Annotated in this window: 12 protein-coding genes; all 12 read left to right on the forward strand. The window is 39.0% G+C overall.

Annotated features, from left to right (window positions below):
• Positions 1-327: 327 nt before the first annotated feature.
• The 12 genes from IA57_RS10650 to IA57_RS10700 all read left to right on the forward strand — a co-directional run bounded on the left by IA57_RS10650 (position 328) and on the right by IA57_RS10700 (position 20,094).
• On the forward strand, positions 328-2,937 hold the full coding sequence (locus tag IA57_RS10650; protein ID WP_036123043.1) for a choice-of-anchor tandem repeat GloVer-containing protein: 2,610 nt from the start codon (positions 328-330) through the stop codon (positions 2,935-2,937).
• A 149-nt stretch (positions 2,938-3,086) separates the two neighbouring features.
• The gene (locus IA57_RS12750) at positions 3,087-3,209 is read left to right on the forward strand and encodes a hypothetical protein (RefSeq protein ID WP_262493264.1); all 123 of its coding nucleotides are present in this window, start codon (positions 3,087-3,089) and stop codon (positions 3,207-3,209) included.
• Between the two features lie 552 nt (positions 3,210-3,761).
• The gene (locus IA57_RS10660; RefSeq protein WP_036123049.1) at positions 3,762-10,109 is read left to right on the forward strand and encodes a GEVED domain-containing protein; all 6,348 of its coding nucleotides are present in this window, start codon (positions 3,762-3,764) and stop codon (positions 10,107-10,109) included.
• A 276-nt stretch (positions 10,110-10,385) separates the two neighbouring features.
• Entirely contained in the window at positions 10,386-14,279 is a 3,894-nt protein-coding gene (locus IA57_RS10665) for a hybrid sensor histidine kinase/response regulator transcription factor (RefSeq protein WP_036123052.1), read from the forward strand.
• A 586-nt stretch (positions 14,280-14,865) separates the two neighbouring features.
• The gene (locus IA57_RS10670; RefSeq protein WP_036123055.1) at positions 14,866-15,705 is read left to right on the forward strand and encodes a DUF4412 domain-containing protein; all 840 of its coding nucleotides are present in this window, start codon (positions 14,866-14,868) and stop codon (positions 15,703-15,705) included.
• Positions 15,706-15,767: 62 nt separating this feature from the next.
• Positions 15,768-16,343: a hypothetical protein gene (locus tag IA57_RS10675; protein ID WP_131505683.1), complete on the forward strand. Its 576-nt coding sequence runs from the start codon at positions 15,768-15,770 to the stop codon at positions 16,341-16,343.
• 74 nt (positions 16,344-16,417) lie between these two features.
• Positions 16,418-16,888: a hypothetical protein gene (locus IA57_RS10680; RefSeq protein WP_131505684.1), complete on the forward strand. Its 471-nt coding sequence runs from the start codon at positions 16,418-16,420 to the stop codon at positions 16,886-16,888.
• 253 nt (positions 16,889-17,141) lie between these two features.
• Positions 17,142-17,312 (forward strand): hypothetical protein, encoded by a 171-nt coding sequence (locus tag IA57_RS12645; RefSeq protein WP_160171691.1) that lies wholly within the window; start codon positions 17,142-17,144, stop codon positions 17,310-17,312.
• 9 nt (positions 17,313-17,321) lie between these two features.
• Positions 17,322-17,933, forward strand: a complete 612-nt coding sequence (locus IA57_RS10685; protein WP_051881042.1) for a hypothetical protein — start codon at positions 17,322-17,324, stop codon at positions 17,931-17,933.
• Positions 17,934-18,362: 429 nt separating this feature from the next.
• On the forward strand, positions 18,363-18,956 hold the full coding sequence (locus IA57_RS10690) for a hypothetical protein (RefSeq protein ID WP_036123062.1): 594 nt from the start codon (positions 18,363-18,365) through the stop codon (positions 18,954-18,956).
• A gap of 42 nt (positions 18,957-18,998) precedes the next feature.
• Positions 18,999-19,361 carry a DUF4870 domain-containing protein gene (locus IA57_RS10695; protein WP_036123064.1) on the forward strand — a complete coding sequence of 121 codons (363 nt, stop codon included), beginning with the start codon at positions 18,999-19,001 and terminating at the stop codon, positions 19,359-19,361.
• A gap of 22 nt (positions 19,362-19,383) precedes the next feature.
• Entirely contained in the window at positions 19,384-20,094 is a 711-nt protein-coding gene (locus tag IA57_RS10700) for a hypothetical protein (RefSeq protein ID WP_036123067.1), read from the forward strand.
• Positions 20,095-20,142: the final 48 nt, after the last annotated feature.

The following is a 20,142-nucleotide window of genomic DNA, read 5'->3' on the forward strand; positions in this document are numbered from 1 at the left end:
GTGGTTTTTAAAATAGTTGTTACATATGTGTTATACTTTGTTACATACGTGATATTGTATTGTTTGTTCTCATTTTAGTTTTACACTGCTATTAATTGAAGGAGAAGGGAAATGACAATATACAACACTGTTGTTTTCCTTTAATTTTATATACTTCAAGGTTAATCTTTTTTAATATTAGTACTCTTAGGTTTTTGTACAACTGCCGTTTTGGTATAGAAATAATAGATAGATGCTTTTATAAAGATGCGCTTTGGTAGATTTTAAAAGTATTCAGCCTAAGTAAGCTTACAAAGGTAAATTAGTTATTAATCAAAAAATAAAATTATGAAAATAAAACTACACGTAAAAACACTAGCAGTAATTAGTATGCTTATACCCAGCATTATTCTTTCTCAGGAAGAGATTGAGTTATGGGGAATGACATTTAGAGGTGGAAAATCAGATATGGGTACCATATTTAAGACAGATGAAAATGCCGAAAATCTGGAAGTCCAGTACGATTTTTTTAAAACGGATGGCTATGAGATTGAAAGCGAAATTATACAAGCTTCAAATGGTAAGTTTTATGGCTTGTCACCTTATTCTGGAATTTATTTATACGGCGTTTACTACGACAGCGATAATACGCCAGGCATATTATACGAGTATGATCCGGTAACCAATGTATTTGAAGCTAAATTCAGATTTGGTGTTGATGAGTTTGGTGCAGTAAACTCAACAAACGGAAACCGACCAGAAGGGGCGCTTGTTGAAGTCAACAATAAACTTTACGGAATGACGCGAGAGGGTGGAGCCCATGGAGACGGAATTATTTTTGAATATGATTACATACAAGACATGTTTACAAAGCTACATGATTTTAATGATTTAAATGGTAGAGCTCCCGAAGGAGAACTTATCCAAGCTTCTAATGGTAAACTATATGGAATGACCTCTGTTGGAGGCGCTTATGGTGATGGTGTTATTTTTGAATTTGATCTCAATACTAACACTTACACAAAAAAGATCGATTTTGATGGTAATGCATCAAATCCGGGAAGACGACCTTATGAATCTTTGTTTGAAGCAAGTAATGGAAAATTGTATGGCTTAACCAGTGAAGGTGGAACATATGATTATGGAGTATTATTTGAATATGATTTTCTTACCAATACATTGACTAGCTTATTTAATTTTGGAGCTACTGCAACTTCCGGAGCTTATCCGCTGGGAACATTGGTAGAAGGTCCAAACAGTTCTCTAGAGCTGTTTGGTACAGCTTCCGAAGGAGGCTCAGAAGATTATGGTATTCTTTTCAAATACAATATATCAACAGATACCTATACCACATTATTAAGTTTTGCTTCTTCAAACAATTTAGGGTATTCTCCAGGACCTAAACTTACACTGGCATCTAATAACAAACTATATGGTGTTACAGCGTATGGTGGTGCAGCAGAAATAGGATCAATATTTGAATACGATCCGGTTACAGACCAGTCTGATTTGCTGTATGGTTTTGATGTGAATTCTGGCTTTTATCCTTATACAGGTCTTTTGGAGGCATCAGATGGTAAACTGTATAGTATTGCTTTTAAAACCCTTTATGGTGGAGTCGCCACATTTAATAGTATGTTCTATAGTTTTGATTTGACTACAAATACCTATAATCCTATTTTTAAGTTTAACAGTGCTGAAGATGGGGCCGGACCAGATGGTAGTCTGATGTATTCTGAAAGCCGACAAAAATTTTACGGATTGACGTATCGTGGCGGACTTAATGATTCAGGAGCTATTTTTGAATTTAATCCAGTAAATAACCTGTATACAAGACTTTATAGTTTTGAAGCACTTCCTGTTACCAGTGCAGAATCAGGAGTATTACCAAGAGCCAGTCTGTTAGAAGCTACTAATGGTAAATTATATGGAACAGCTTATCGAGGAGGAGATAATGGTATTGGGGTTTTGTATGAATATGATTTACAGTCAAATACGTATTCTAAAAAGCATGATTTTGGCGAAACTCTTGGTGGCACTCCATTGGGAGATTTGATGCAGGCGTCAAATAATAAAATTTATGGAATGGCATCAGTAGGAGGTCAAGGTATTTACATGGAAAATGAAGTTTCTGCTGGAACTATTTTTGAGTACGATATAGATACAGAAAATTATACCAAAATTCACGATTTTAACCTTGAAGATGGTGCTTTTCCCAACGGTGGTTTAATTGAAGCCACAAATGGAAAGCTGTATGGGATGACCACTCAAGGCGGTCTGCAATCTGGAGGTGTGATATTTGAATGGAATTTTACAACAGGACTCAATAAGTTGCACGAGTTTGAATATGATGGTATGAATGGCTTTTTTCCTTATGGAAACTTACTTCAGTTTGATGCTAATACACTTTACGGATTGACTTCAGAAGGAGGTGTAAATGGTAACGGAATTATCTTTAAATATGATATACAAACCAATACCTTTTCTAAGGTTTTTGATTTTAATGATGTGTTAACAGGAGCTAAACCTCTTGGTAGCTTAACAAAATTAAATAACAAGCTTTACGGAGTGACCTCAGAAGGCGGAACGCACAATTATGGAACTGTATTTGAGTTTAACCCTCAAACCTTAACATTCACAAAAACGTTTGACTTTGATTCCCAGAACGGAAGATTACCTGTTACTACTACATTAGTGGTTTTAGACAGGAATACACTAACGACAAATATTGTAGAAGAAAATAAGATAATTGTTTACCCAAACCCAGCTCAACAACAAATTCATATAACGACAGATGCACATATTACCAAAATATCTTTATTTGATGCTTTAGGAAAAGAAGTCTATTTAGAAATGACGAGTAATACAGTTAATGTAGAACCATTAAAAAGCGGTATTTACATATTAAAAGTTGAAACAGATAAAGGTTCAAACTCTAAAAAAATAATAATTAACTAGCTTTATATTAATAGTTTAATAAACTGAATTATGAGAAAATTAAACCAACTATTCTTATTTGTTTTGCTTTTTTTACAGTGTTTAACTGTAAAAATAATAAAAAATTAGAACCTGTTATTGAGACAGTAGAGGTAGAGGATGCTGTAAAAATGCCAACAAATACAATAGATATTTTAACAAGAAGTATGGAGTTTATTATGGCTGATACCATTACCTCTGGTTGGGATACATTTAAATATGACAATAGAGCTAACGAACCCCATTTTTTTTAGGTTTGCAAAAATGCCCGAAGGGATTACATCATAAAATTTTAAAAATGAAGCTGACCCGGTATTTGAAGAAGGTATGGATCTGATAAACGAAGGGAAAACCGAAGAAGGGTTTGCTGCATTTAGCAAATTACTTGAAAGTCTAGATCATCAAATAAGTGGGGAGTTTGAATATAATCACTAGGAATTATAAATGGCTGTTTTTGTTTTAAAATATACGCCTAGTTGGTAGCCGTATTTGCATTTGGTTACATATGTGTTATACTTTGTTACATACGTGCAATTCATTCTCACAGCTTTATTTTAGTTTAGTGCATCATTCATAACAATTAAATTACGTAATCAAAATAATTGATTAAAAAGAAACCAATATCACTTTCAATGACTTCCAAATCTTGATAAATAACCTGCATTTGTTGTACAAGACATGTTCTATTTTGAATTAGGGATTGCATCGCCCACACGATAACGTGGGCATGCAGTATCAGTTCGCTGTCCGTCTAATTTGAAATGGCTTGTCAACAAAAAGTAAGCTATTAATCAAAACGTAGAGTCATGAGACAACTGTATGCCATTCTAATCAGTGTTTTCGCCTTAACATTTGCCCAGGCACAATCTGGAAGCATTGACCTCAATGAATCCCAATTAAACACCCATGTAGAAATTTCCAGCAAAGAACTTTCAGAAAATCCCTTTTTTAAGGATGCCAAAAGAGCGAGGGAATTTAAGTTAAATCCTTCAATTTCTAGGCATTCCAACCTTACCGTAGGCACCAAAATCCGAATGCAATTATTTAGTGATAAGGACTATAATGCTGTTATTAGTAATAAGCATACCGATGTAAACGGTGTTACCTCTCTAACGCTTAAACTTGAGCAGTACCCGTTTGCAAGTAGTTACATTACAGTTTCAGGGCAATCATTTTTAGTTTTTTTAAACATCCCAGAGCTTAATGAGCAGTATACAAGTAGGTATAATTCCCAATCGGGCATGGCTCATTTATTTTTAATGGATGAGACGCGTACGGAAGCTTTTAAGTGTGGCGCCGAAGAGTTGTCTATGGATGATTCTCGGGGAATTGAAAATCCAAATACCAACACCTTTAATCGAATAGACCCAGGGGAAACCTGTTTGGATGTATCTTCATCCTCCGATCCAGCAACTATAAGCTTGTTAATGGTTTACACCCCAGCCGCAGAAGCTTGGGCAGATGCCAATCAAGGCGGTATCAATAATGCCATCTCCGCAGCAATCTCTATTGCAAATGATGTGTCTGCGAATAATAACCTTGGCATTACTTTTCAACTGGCACATTCCCAATTAGTAAACTATACAGAAGTGGGTGCTGGTGCCGACCTGGAAGCCCTGCGTAATAGCACTGATGGAGAAATGGACGAAGTTCATCAGCTAAGAAAAATCCATAATGCCGATTTGGTCTCAGTTTTCACTAATTTTTCTGGTGATGGTATTGGTGGTATAGCCCACCTTAATACAACGCGCTACGGCCACCCGGGTAAAGCATTTTCCAATATTAAAGTAATCAGCCAAGCAAACAGTCCAATAACATTTATTCATGAATTAGGGCATAACATGGGTGTCGACCATTACCGATACCAGAGCCAAGCTCCTGGCCCAACACAATGGTTAGATTGGCCTGAAAATGATTGGTCTAGTGGATGGCGAGATCAGGATGGAAATGATTTTAGAACCGTGATGACCTATGCAGATGGTATACCAGGCCCAAGCATTCCCTATTTTTCCGACCCTACTGTTACTTTCGCAGGAGACCCAATAGGAGATGCTGTACAAGCAGACAACGCGAGAACACTCCGAGAAATGAAGCATGAGGTGGCCAGATATAGCAATGCCGCCCAATATTGCCTAGCAGGAGTTGACATACAACAGGCCTTTTGGATTAATAATGTTAGTATGGGGGATATAAACCATAGTTCATCCTCAAGCTTTTATTCCGATTTGTCTGGTCTAGGCACCTGTATGCAACCTGGAGAAACACAAACATTGGTTGCTGATTTAGAGAATGCTGGAGGATCTACTTACATTTCGGTATGGATTGATTGGAATGATGATAAAATCTTCGATAGTTCTGAATTGGAATATAATTCAACAGCTGGATTATCTCAATACTCGGTAGATATCACGGCTCCATTAGGATTCGATTCGGGTGAAAAACGAATGCGCATTAGAGCATACGATACCGGTTCTGGAGGGAGTTCAGATCCCTGTGGCTATATGACTTTTGGAGAAGTAGAAGACTATACCATTTTACTTGGCGAAGGCGACTTTTGTAGCACTTCGTCTATTCCGCAAAACCTCGTGGTTATTGAAAATAATGGGAATAGTGTCCTGATTTCATGGAATCCCCTTTCAGGAGTAGATTATTATGAACTTCAATACCGCCAACAGGGAGAGACTAATTGGATTACAATTTCTAATATTCTATATCCTTTCCAGCAAATTTCTGGTTTAACTCTACTTACTGATTATGAGGTTCAGATTAGAAGTGTATGTTTGGGAACACCCACAGCCTATTCAGATATCTTACCGTTTAGCACAGGAGATTATAATTACTGCGATGCTGGAGCAACTGATCCACGGTATGAAAAAATATCTAATGTAACGTTTAATACAATCAACAACAATTCGACTGATACATCAGGTTATGAAGATTTTACAGAAATATCAACCTCTGTTACTCCCGGAGAAACCTATCCAATGTCAATTTCTATAAGCAATTTTGATTCTAATGATGAATTATATGTCTGGATTGATTATAACCAAGACGGAGACTTCACCGATTTGGGAGAAAACGTTATTAGTCTCGATCCAGCATCTCAAACAAATAACGAAAACATTACAATTCCGGCAGAGGCGCTTTCAGGAAACACTGTAATGCGCATTAGATTAATTTTTCCTTCTAGTCCTGTAAATAGGACACCTTGCGGAGACTCAACTTGGGGCCAAGTAGAGGATTACACCATAAACATTTTGGGAGACTGTACAGACCCAACAACTTGGTATGCTGATACGGACGATGATGGTTTGGGAGATCCAAATACCACTACTGAAGACTGTAATCAGCCAACAGGCTATGTAAGCAATAGTGACGACTGTAACGATAATGACGCCAACATTGGAGGCCCAACAACCTGGTATGCCGATGCCGATACCGATGGCTATGGTGACCCTAACGATGCCATAGAAGCTTGTGAGCAACCTGAAGGTTATGTTGATAATTCTGACGACCAAGAAATCAATTCTCCCTGTCCTGATAATGTAGATACCAATGGGGTGTCGCTGGATTCCGATGGCGATGGTGTTCTCGATTGTAACGATATCTGCCAAGGAAATGATTTGGTTGATACCGACCTAGATGGCACACCAGACGACTGCGATGCCTGTCCGTTAGATTCAAATAACGATAGCGATGGCGATGGTGTATGCGATTCCGAAGATGTTTGTCCAGACTTTAACGACCTAGCCGATGCCGACGGAGATAATGTGCCGGATGGCTGCGATGTTTGTCCAAACCATGACGATGCTATAGATAGCGATGGCGATGGTATTCCCGATGGTTGTGACAACTGCGAGGATGCCGATGAAGATGGTATCTGTGCCGATACCGACTGTAATGATAATGACGCCAACATAGGTGTGCCAACAACCTGGTATGCCGATGCCGATAACGACGGTTATGGTGATCCTAGCGATACTACAGAAGCCTGTCAACAACCTGATGGCTATGTTGCCAACAATGCAGACATCTGTATAGGATTTGATGATAATCTTGATGCAGATGGCGACGGCGTTCCCGATGGCTGTGACGACTGCGAGGATGCTGATGAAGATGGCATTTGTGCCGATACCGACTGTAACGATAATGACGCCAACATTGGCGCGCCAACAACCTGGTATGCCGATGCCGATAACGACGGTTATGGTGATCCTAGCGATACTACAGAAGCCTGTCAACAACCTGATGGCTATGTTGCCAACAATGCAGACATCTGTATAGGATTTGATGATAATCTTGATGCAGATGGCGACGGCGTTCCCGATGGCTGTGACGACTGCGAGGATGCTGATGAAGATGGCATTTGTGCCGATACCGACTGTAACGATAATGACGCCAACATTGGCGCGCCAACAACCTGGTATGCCGATGCCGATAACGACGGTTATGGTGATCCTAGCGATACTATAGAAGCCTGTGAACAACCTGATGGCTATGTTGCTAACAATGCAGACATCTGTATAGGGTTTGATGATAATCTTGATGCAGATGGCGACGGTATTCCCGATGGCTGTGATGACTGCGAAGATGCCGATGACGATGGCATTTGTGCCGATACCGACTGTAACGATAATGACGCCAACATAGGCGCGCCAACAACCTGGTATGCCGATGCCGATAACGACGGTTATGGTGATCCTAGCGATACTACAGAAGCCTGTCAACAACCTGATGGCTATGTTGCTAACAATGCAGACATCTGTATAGGGTTTGATGATAATCTTGATGCAGATGGCGATGGTATTCCCGATGGCTGTGACAACTGCGAGGATGCTGATGAAGATGGTATCTGTGCCGATATTGACTGTAACGATAATGACGCCAACATAGGCGCACGAACAATCTGGTATGCCGATGTAGATGGCGATGGCTATGGTGACCTTAACAATACTACAGAAGCTTGTGAACAGCCTGAAGGTTATGTTGATAATTCTGACGACCAAGAGATTAACTCTCCCTGTCCTGATAATGTAGATACCAATGGGGTGTCGCTGGATTCTGATGGCGATGGCGTTCTCGATTGTAACGATATCTGCCAAGGAAATGATTTGGTTGATACCGACCTAGATGGCACACCAGACGACTGCGATGCCTGTCCGTTAGATTCAAATAACGATAGCGATGGCGATGGTGTATGCGATTCTGAAGATGTTTGTCCAGACTTTAACGATCTGGCCGACGCCGACGGAGATAATGTACCGGATGGCTGCGATGTTTGTCCGGGTCATGACGATGCTATAGATAGCGATGGCGACGGTGTTCCCGATGGCTGTGACAACTGCGAGGATGCTGATGAAGATGGCATCTGTGTCGATACCGACTGTAACGATAATGACGCCAACATTGGCGCGCCAACAACCTGGTATGCCGATGCCGATAACGACGGTTATGGTGATCCTAACGATACTACAGAAGCCTGTCAACAACCTGATGGCTATGTTGCTAACAATGCAGACATCTGTATAGGATTTGATGATAATCTTGATGCAGATGGCGATGGCACACCAGATGGTTGCGATGCCTGTCCGTTAGATTCAAATAACGATAGCGATGGCGATGGCGTATGCGATTCCGACGATATCTGTCCAGGCTTTAACGACCTAGCCGATGCCGACGGAGATAATGTGCCGGATGGCTGCGATGTTTGTCCAAACCATGACGATGCTATAGATAGCGATGGCGATGGTGTTCCCGATGGCTGTGACAACTGCGAGGATGCTGATGAAGATGGCATCTGTGCCGATACCGACTGTAATGATAATGACGCCAACATTGGCGCGCCAACAACCTGGTATGCCGATGCCGATAACGACGGTTATGGCGACCCTAACAATACTACAGAAGCCTGTCAACAACCTGATGGCTACGTTGCCAACAATGCAGACATCTGTATAGGATTTGATGATAATCTTGATGCAGATGGCGATGGCACACCAGATGGTTGCGATGCCTGTCCGTTAGATTCAAATAACGATAGCGATGGTGATGGCGTGTGTGGTGATTTAGACTGTGATGATAATGACTCGCAGGCTTTCCCAGGCAACCCAGAGATCTGTGATGGTATTGATAATGATTGCGATGGTATTATTGATGAAGGTTGCGAAACTTGTCCTGATGCTGATGAAGATACCGTTTGCGATGCAGATGACATTTGTCCTGGCTATGACGATCTGGCCGATGCCGATAAAGATGGCATTCCAGATGACTGCGACGCTTGTCCAAATGATCCTAATAACGATAGCGATGGCGATGGCGTGTGTGGTGATGTAGACAACTGTCCAGATACGGCCAATGCAGACCAAGCAGATGCTGACAGCGATGGCATAGGAGACGCCTGTGATGATGTTGATTTAGAATGTGATGCAGCTTATGCCTTAGGGGATAATAACATCTGTTTTATGGATGATGGCTTTGGTAACTGGGGTTGGACAAACCAATTGAATGGAGCAGGTACCTATAACATGAATCTTTATGCCGGTGCGGGACAATGTAATATTGATAATGGAGCGTTTGTAGGCACCTTGTTAATCGATTATGCAAATGACGAACTGGATGTAACATACAGCATAAACTCTGGATATGTTTTAAAAGGCATTCATTTTTATGTAGGCTGTACACCATATCCTAAAAAAGGACGTAGGAATACTGTGGCGCCAGGGCATTATACCATAGGAAGAAATAATCTGGATAACCTAAACAGCTTTAAAATTGAAGGGTTGGATGTGTCTTCTCTAAGTGGGGGCGATGTTTATGTGATTGCTCATGCCAAAGTATGCAAAATGGCCTGTACAGATTGTAACAATCACGAGGTGTATCGTCCTAATGTAAAAGTAAAATGCACTAATCAGGGAGATCGCGCTGACAAAGCCTCGCAAGTTGTTGTTTATCCCAATCCGGTAACAGACGAATTGTTCATTAAAACGTTAGATGATATACTAATGGTCGAACTTTTCGATATTGAAGGAAGACGTTTGTTTTACGATAAGCAAGCGCAAAAAATTAAAGTAGATCGATTTGAGGAAGGACTCTATTTGCTTAGAATAACCACTTCTCAAGGACAACATACCCGTAGGGTAGTTATTAAAAAATAACCATGAAACAAGTATCTTAAACAAAATGGAGTGATTGTGCCTTAGCGAAGGTAAAATAATTTGGCACAGTTGCTCCAAAGATACTGGTGTAATACGCTCATTTTTAACATGCTTAAAAAATATTTGTGGGTTTAAAAAGAGAAAAATAGCCGTAAAAACGGTCGCATTATAAGCGATGCAAGCAGTTTAATTTAAGGCACTAAACGGCGCTGCAAGAAATTTCTTCGACTATATAAGAAATTTTTGATACCTTTAATAGGAGAAAACCAGCTATTAATGAATCGCCTTAAATTATATCTTTTTCTTTTTGCATGGCCTACTTTTATGCTCTCCCAAGATGGAAAACAAGTTGCATTTCGCGAACTTACAGTAGAGCAGGGGTTGTCGCAAAATAGTGTGGTAAGCATTGCCCAAGATCATACAGGTTTTATGTGGTTTGCCACGCAAGACGGGTTAAACAAGTATGATGGCAAACAGTTTAAGCATTTTCCATATCAATTTGAAGATGTGACCCGAAATACTTTTAGCAAGCTAGGAAAAGTTTATGTCGATAATCATGATAACGTTTGGTTTATCGCCAATTCGGGACGGCTTCATAAGCAAGGCAACGCGCCTGAAACCTTTGAGTTAGTGAGCAACATTAACAAGGTGAGCGCTGTTTTACAAACCACAAGTAACGATTATTTTATAGGGACGTATGGCTCTGGGTTTTATAAAATACAACATAAAACCAACGATACCATACAAATTCTTAAGGCAGAGGACAAACACTTGGTTGCTTACGATTTGTATCAGCAAGACGAGAAGGTTTTGGTGGCGACATCAAATGGAATACTAGAAATAGGCGCAAACAATACCTATAGGTTTATTGATGTTTCCAAGAACACAAATTTTAGTGCCTTGGCAAAGTCTGCCCAAAATAACAAGCTATTTCTTGGGAGTTATGGTAAAGGGTTGTTTGTGGCAGATGATGGGACGATGACCTTTAAACCATTTACCGGTTTTAAGCATGCTGCTTTACCAGATGATTTAATTATTCAGGATATTTTGGTTGATAGTAGCGGAAAACTATGGATTGCCACTTATGGCGATGGCGCCTATTTGGTCGATTTCAAAAAAGCGAGCATTCAACATTTTTTAGCCAACAAAACAGATCCCTATGCCTTACATTATAACGATGTGTTAAACCTGTATGAAGATTTTACAGGAATCGTTTGGTTGGGGACAGATGGTTCGGGTTTAAGTTATTACGACGAGGATTTGGTGAAATTTAATGTGCTCACCAATAAGCAAACGCCAGGCCATATCAATATAGATTTTGTGCGGGCTATTGTTGAACATGCAGGAAACGTTTGGTTGGGAACGTCGAATAAAGGCCTTACAAGCATCGATTTTAAAACCAACACCTATAACATACACACAACCAGTAATTCTACCTTGGCAAGCAATAGGATTATGAGTTTGTGTAACCAGAATGGTAAGTTGTGGGTAGGGCATCAAAATAATGGGCTTCAAAAAATGGTAGGCGATGCAGCATTTAAAACTTTTGAAGATACGAAAGGCATGTCGATTTGGAAAATTTACAACGCCTCAAACAACAGGCTGTGGTTGTGTACTTTAAATGGCCTTATCCTTTTTGATGAAGCACAGGGCGTGGTGAAAAAATATAATTCTGAAAACTCGAACTTAACCTCCGATGCCATTCGTACGGTAGAAGCTGGTGATGATGGCCAGCTCTATATTGGCATGGAGTCTGATGGCGTATTTTTATTAAATACCAAAACCGATAGTATTGCGAAGATTGACGCCATTTCAGACCGGATAAAATCGCTTTATTACCATGCGGGTGTGCTATGGGTGGGTACCAACGGCAATGGATTAAAATCGTATAACACACGACAAAAAAGCATAAAGCATTTTACCACAAACGAGGGGCTGGCTAATAATGTTGTTTATGCTATTTTACCAGGTGCTAAAAACAAACTTTGGTTGAGCTCGAACAAAGGCTTGAGTAAAATAACCATAAACACCGATTTAATAGTTGATATTGAAAACTTTAGTAATTACGATGGTCTGCAAACCAATGAATTTAATACAGGGGCTTACTTTAAAGACGAGAATGGTACCCTGTATTTTGGTGGGCTGGAAGGGTTAAATTGGTTTAAACCTAGCCAATTGTCTTACAATTCAAATAAGCCAAGAACCGTAATTACAGGCTTCGATATTTTTGCAAAGCCACACCCCATTGTACAGGACAATGCGTTTTCGGCAAACCAGAATACCATGACGTTTACATTTTCTGGACTGCATTATTCCCAACCCAATAGAAATAAGTATAAATACCAATTGGTAAATCATGACCCAGAATGGATTTCTTCAGGAAATAATAATACGGCACATTACACCAACCTGCCACCAAATACATATACGTTTAAGGTTATTTCTAGTAACTACGATGGGGTTTGGAACAACGTGCCCGCCACCTATACGTTCACGATAAAAAAACCTTGGTTTTTAAGCACATTAGCCATTATTTGCTATGCCCTATTGGTTTTTGCCCTTAGCATTTGGGTGTATAGGTACTTAAAATGGCGGTGGCACATGAAAATGCAACTGGAGTTTGAGCATAAAGAAACCACCCGATTAAAAAAACTAGACGAACTAAAAACCAAACTCTACACCAACATTTCCCATGAGTTTAGAACACCGTTAACATTAATATCGGGGCCTATTGAAAGCCAGTTAAAAAAGAAGGACTTAAATGCAGTCGACAAAAAGGAACTCTTTTTAGTAAAGCAAAATGCCAATAGGCTATTGAATTTGGTGAACCAAATGTTGGATTTATCCATGATAGACTCCGGCCAGCAAAAACTAAAGGTTTCTAAAGGAAACTTAACCATACTGTTAAACCAGTTAATCGAGGCTTTTCAATACCAAGCAAGGGAAAAGGATATTACTCTAAACGTATTTATAGGCGAATTAAAGCACGTTTGGTTTGACGAGGACATCGTAGAAAAAATTGTCTCAAACTTATTGTCTAATGCCATAAAATATGCACCAAAAGGAAGTGAGGTGAGTTTTAGCGTAAGCCAAAACGGCGACGATGTTATTCTCTCGATAATAAATAAAACCAACCAAGTAACCATAGAGAACCTGAATAATTTGTTTAAGCGGTTTTATCAAGATAATGAAGCCTCAGATGGGGTAGGCGTAGGTTTGGCTTTAGTAAAAGAACTTGTTAACCTCTCTAAAGGGACCATCGTTGCCAACAACGTAGGCGATAATAGCTTGCAATTTAGCGTTACCCTGCCTGTAGCCAAAGCGGCGTTTAATACCGATGAAATTGTACTCGATAATACAAGGGAAAGCGACATACCCCAGCATACCGAAGCTAGCAAAACAAATGGAACGTTACCCAAATTACTTATTGTAGAAGACAACGATGACATACGGGAGTTTGTCACGTCGTTATTTAAGCCCACCTATACCATTATTACGGCAAACAACGGACAAGAAGGCGTAGAAAAGGCCATTGAAAACTTGCCAGATCTTGTTATAAGCGACATAATGATGCCTATAAAAGATGGCATAACCCTTTGCCACGAGATAAAAACCAATACGTTAACCAGCCACATTCCAGTTGTATTGCTAACGGCCAAAATAGGGGAAGAAAATGAAATTGAAGGTTACAAAACTGGGGCCGATGCCTATATAACAAAACCATTTAGCAGCGAAAAACTAAAACTTATTGTGGCCAAGCAAATAGAAGCGCGTAATAAGTTAGAATTGTATTATGGGAAAACCCTTAGTATAAACCCAGACTTGGCCATTACCACTACAGAAAACGAATTTTTAAAGCAATTACAGCTTGTATTGGAAGCGCATGTAACAGATCCTGAGTTTACCAGCGCAAAGTTTAGCGAACTTATGCAAATGAGTAGGACTCAACTGCACAGGAAACTACATGCCATTGTAGGTAAGTCTACTAGCGAAGTAATTAGATCGCAACGTTTAAAGTTGGCTGTAGACCTCTTGAAAGCCTCAAGCTGTTCAATCTCAGAAGTTGCCTATCAGGTTGGTTTTAATTCGCCGTCCTACTTTAACAAATGCTTTAAGGAAGCCTATGGGTGTACCCCAAAAGAGTTTATTGAAAACCGCGTGCCTTTATAAAACCTCCTTTTTACATAGGGATGTTTTAAACAATGTTACATATGTTTTAATGTTGGTTACATATGTTTTATACGCCAGTTGTATTTATACGTATCTTTACATAAGAAAACCACAATACACATTATAAAAAAATAAGTGTTTTAAAAAGAAGCTATTAATCAGTGTAAAAGGGTGTTGATTTTTTAAAAAATCGGCACCCTTTTTTTATTGGTTTTTAGGAAGTAAGAAGGTTTGTGCTATGGTTTGCTGATTGTTATAGCCTTACAAAAAGCCACAAAAATTAAGATTTAATGGTAATTTATTAAATGATATATCGCTTATATTGAGGTGATTACAGCTTCTTTTTAGTCCCATGAAACATTTGTGTTATAATTTGGAACATCTGATGAATGTAAGGTGCTTTCTCCTAGCTACATTTACCTCACCTTTTTTAATGGATAAATAGTAATCAAGTGGATAAGCAAAAAAAAGACAGCTTTAATAGCAATAAGATTTATATGCGTATAGACCATTTAAAGCAAGGAGCGTACGAGCTTAATATTTTGTTAAAGGATAAAGTCGTAAAAACCATAAATATTATTAAAAAATGAAACATCAAGACCTACAAATCAAAAAATGTATTATCACGCTAAGCGTTGGCCTGTTATTTTCGTTTACGGGACAAGCCCAATTTTTAGAGCGTTTGGCAGACAAGGCCGTTAATTCTGCAGAGCGTACCGTAGAACGAAAAGTTGAACAGAAAAGCAAAAAGGAAACCGAAAAGGCTTTCGATTCCACATTCAACAGAAAAAAGACCTCGAAGAAAAGGAACAAAAAATCTTCAAAAGGAGCCTCTAGTAAATCGCCAAGAGCGGTTTATCAATTTAGCCATAAGTATGTTATGCAGCTGCAGAGCGATTCATATAACACGGCCATAACCTATTATTTGGCCAAAGGAGAATCCTATTTTGGCAGTACCATTGCGTCTGCAAGTACCATGACCAACGTTATGGATTTGGAGAAAAAAACCATGTTTGTATATACCGAGGCGGGCAACAGTAAAATGGTAATGAGCACATCCTTAGATGTTAACCAAATTATCGCTAACGAAGATAGCCAAAGCGATGCCCATATTGAAAAATCTGGAAAGACAAAAACCATACTGGGGTACCCTTGCGAAGAATACCTTATTACTTCCAGCAACATGAAAGGCCATGTTTGGGTAACCCAAAGTGCAGACATTAGTTTTCCGCATGAATTTTACAACCTAGCCAATACTAAACAAACCGCCAACCAGCAATGGATGGCCCAAATAAATGGCCTTGTTCTAGACATGCAGGTTACCGATACTTCAAAAAGAAAACCCGAAACCATAACCATGCGCTGTGTGGCTTTAGAAAAGCAGGATATTAAGATAAACTCCAATGACTATAAAAAATTTATGTAGGCGCCTCAAGATTTGCGCTAATGTACCCATACCAAGAATTATTTAACCCATACTTATTTAAAATGAAAACAATTACCCTTCGTACCCAAATGCTTGGTTTACTAATACTAGTAGTAGCCACCTTATTTTCCTGTAGCAAGGATGACCATCCGCTTGTAAATAACAACAACAACCCACCCAATAATACCAATCAGGGGTTAAACCATACTTACGATATCGTATTTTCTGGAGGCAGCATAGATGGCGATGCTTTTTCTGGAGACATTCCAGACAATACAGTTGTGGCTGTTAGGCAACAACAGGACGGTGTAGATCGCCTTACATTAACCTTAGACGACGAGAACCAATCTAACGAATTAACGATAGCCATCAGTATGATAATGAACGGCAATCAGCCAGCCAACTTTGGTACAGCAAATACCGAAGTAGAGTCTCTAATGACAATCACCTACAATGATAATATATTGATGGCACAGTCGGGCACGTTAACCATAACCAATTATGGTGAGCATCAATATTATGGATCTACAGTTCCATATTTTAAGTTAGAGTTTAATGCCGAGATGTTAAACTTTTCTCCCCCATTTACATCGCAAGTTTCGGGGGCTATTCTTGTAAGACCATTAGACGCCGGTTAAAAAACCATACAAAATTCAACCTTTTAAACATTGTAAACAAAACGTAATTCAACAATAACTTTAAAATAAATATTATGAAAACTACAGTAAGATTAAAGCACATATTTTTATACATCATGGTGGTATGTTTTATATCGGCATGCTCAGAGGATAATCCTTTGTTAAACCCATATCAAAACAATCCACAAAACAACAATAATAACAATAACAACAACAATAATAACAACGAGGAAAATTACACCTTAGCAGATTTGCAGGGGGTTTGGCAGCGTACTGGTGGAAACCATGCTGGAAACGAGGGGATGATTATAGAAGTTGTCGATGATACTGGCTTAATTGTAGACCCCGTAACATCTGGTTTTGAGATAGATGATATAAAATGGATGAATATTGTGGAAAACGATATTAGTGATTTTTCGCATTCCGAATTGGGTAGCGACTATAATTACTACAGTGCTACTATAAATTTTCAATCGGATGATGTTATTTGGATATCAGTAGATGCTTTGGGTGCTGGGAGTTATCAAGAATGGACGCGGCAATAACTTAAGTTATTACCTAAAATTTATAAAAACTAAAAACAGACTATACGTGCCAGTGCTTTATAAATAAAGTGCTGGCACGTATAGGTATTGAAAAGAAGCAACCTTTTTTTTAGAAGCCACTAATGCACATCAGCTGTATGCAATTACACAGAAAACTAAAAAGCGCTTATAGGATTATCGGTTTCAGAATTCATAAAATAAGAACGGTTAAAAATAGCCGTTTCCCTTCCGAATACCTTTCAATACTCTGTAAATGAGTAAAATATGCATTGTGTGGACGACTTTTAGGTACAACAACGAGTCGCATCATCCTCACTTTTTTGTTTTGGAAAAAATGCCAGAAGGATATGAAGTTTCTAACTCCTTAGAAGAAGTAGTACCATCTTTTCAAAACGGTATGTATTATATTATGGATGGCGATTGAACAAATGCTTTGGCTGCTTTTGGTAATTTACCAGCTTGGTACTCTCAAGTTGTAATAATTGGTGGTCCAGGAATGGTTTCTCCAGAAACTTCGGCAGTAGCATCAGCGTATTTAGACCCAGGAACCTATGTTATAGAGTGTTACGTGAAATTGCCAGATGGTACTTTTCACACCACATTAGGGATGATAGACCAGATTGTAGTGACCGATGAGGACAACAATCAAGCAGAGCCACAAGCCGATTTTGAAGTTACAATATCTAGTGCTAACGGTATCACACTTCCATCTAACATCTTACCGGGGCAACGTACATTTGCTGTGCATTTCCAAGATCAAACGGTTCACGATAATTTTCTAGGTCACGATGTGCATTTGGTAAAATTAGAAGATAATGCCGACCTAACCGAACTGGATGCTTGGATGAACTGGGCTGCTCCAGCAGGACTTGCAGGACACGGTCCAGAGGGTGTAACTTTTATAGGTGGTACCCAAGAGGCGCCAGCAGGAACTACAACCTATTTTAGTGCACTATTAAAACCAGGAACCTATGCGTTGGTGGCAGAAGTGCCAAGTCCAATGTCTAAAGGCATGTTACAAACCTTTACAGTCCCTGCAAACTAAAAGAGTAACAGTTTATTTTATTAAAAAGGCTTATCTAATTTAGATAAGCCTTTTGTTAGTAATATTAGTAAATTAAAAACGATACCCATATTTTTTTAAGTGTCATGGAAGTATTTTTTTTAAAGGATGTCAAATTTAGAACTGGTTTAACCAATAAGAGGGGCAATTTAGCGGCTTAATTTTATAAAATGCTTTAACAAACGTCCCATTCACACCTAATAAACACTTTTGGTTACTTGTAAACACCAGTAAAATAAGGGATTTCAAGGCATGTTACATAAGTGCAACACTTTGTTACATAAGTGCAATACACTTTTTTACTTTCACAATACATTTAACTATCCAAAACAAGTAAACCACTGTTTATCGGCAAGGAATAAAAAAATGGTCAACAAGCCTATTATTCTATAACCTTTAAAAAACATAACCATGAAACGATTTAAACATGTATTAGCCATTTTTTGCGCGTTAACCTTAACTTTTTCTTGTAGTAGTGATGATAGCGACAGCAATAAAAACCCCAACAACAATAATAACAACAATAATAATAACGGAGGAAATAATTATGCAGATTATACCATTTCTGGTCCCGTATTAAATGGCGATTTTTCCATTAATCAGACGAATTCCATCGAAACGGTTGGTGCAACAGGAACCTATTTTTCAGCAGAATTAACAGGAGATGTTGCTGTAATTCAAATTATCCTGTTCGACAGTCAAAACGGGGCAAAATTTGCCGTTGTACTACCGGCAGAAACAGGAACTTGGAATTGGGGAGGCGGTGATCTTAATAGTAACGATGTCTTTATCATAGCCCCAGACGATTTAGGCATTCTTGAAGTAGACCAAGTGTCGACTACCATTTCCGAAATACAAATAAACCCCTCAGGGGGAATTGCCCAAGGGCTGCAAAGCGCCAAGGGCACATTTTCTGGGACTTTTGTACTTACCTATGATAACAACGGGCAGGAGGAAACCGAAATTCATACGGTAAGTGGTGAGTTTGAGTTTAGCAACAACTAATCGGAAAATAAAAACATTAGCAATTAAAACAACCTAAACATTATGGAAACACAAAACCAACCGCCTACCCACCAAAGCACAGCAGTAGATAACAGTGGGAAAAATATAGCCATTATAGCTTACATTACCGTTATTGGCCTTGTTTTAGCCTTTGTTATGAACCAAGATAAAAAACACCCTTTAGCACAATACCATATTGTACAAGCCTTAGGGTTGGCGGTAACTGGGCTGTCTTTGGGCATTATAGGCATGCTTCCTATTCTGGGCTGGTTAATTTCAATATTGGGGTCGTTTGCGCTCATCTTTCTATGGATTATGGGACTTATAAATGCCATTAACGAAAACCAAAAACCATTGCCCGTTTTAGGTAAATATTATGAAAAATGGTTTGCTAGCCTGTTATAACATAATTTAAAAAGAAATAACCATGAAACAATTAAAACATGCATTGCTAGTCTTTTGCACGTTAACATTGTCCTTATTACTTTCTTGTAGTAAGGACGATGGTGGACCAAACCATATAAATATCCCGCTAAACAATACTAGTGCCAACTCTTATGTGAAATTTAGCATAAATGGAAGCGCAGTAAATGGCTTGTTTGAGATTGTTCTAGAAGATGAAGACTATAATACAGAAAATATAGGCGAAGAAGGCTTCTCTGGTGCTGTTGGAATTGCTTATGACCAAGACACAAATGAAGGTACCGTTAGGACGACCAGTTTGACTTATGTAACTTGGGGAGCAGCGCCCAACGACTATTTTGAAGTGAAAATGGCTTTGCCTGCTCATACAGGGCCACTAGAGGTTGGAGAGATATTAACGCCCGAAGGCTGGGTAGATGCTTATCCAACATTTTATATGACTCTTAGGTTTTTAAGTGAAGACGCATTTTACGACAGTAATAACGACGGTTTTAACGATTTGACTACTAGTCTTTTATCAAAAACACTTTCGGTAACCATTACAGCGGTTGAAGAAGCTCCCGATTCGTATGGCATGCTGGCGCTCACCCACATAAAAGGCAGTTTTGAAGGCACTGCATATTTTAATGCGTATGCAGATGCACCGCCATCATTTACACAACAGTTGTTGCATACAATAACAGGAGAGTTTGAATACAACCTTCCTATTGATTGATGCCTGGAAAACACGAGAGCTATGCCTTATTAATTAAAATGAATTAAA

This window comes from Mangrovimonas yunxiaonensis (assembly GCF_000733475.1).
Taxonomy (GTDB): Bacteria; Bacteroidota; Bacteroidia; order Flavobacteriales; family Flavobacteriaceae; genus Mangrovimonas; species Mangrovimonas yunxiaonensis.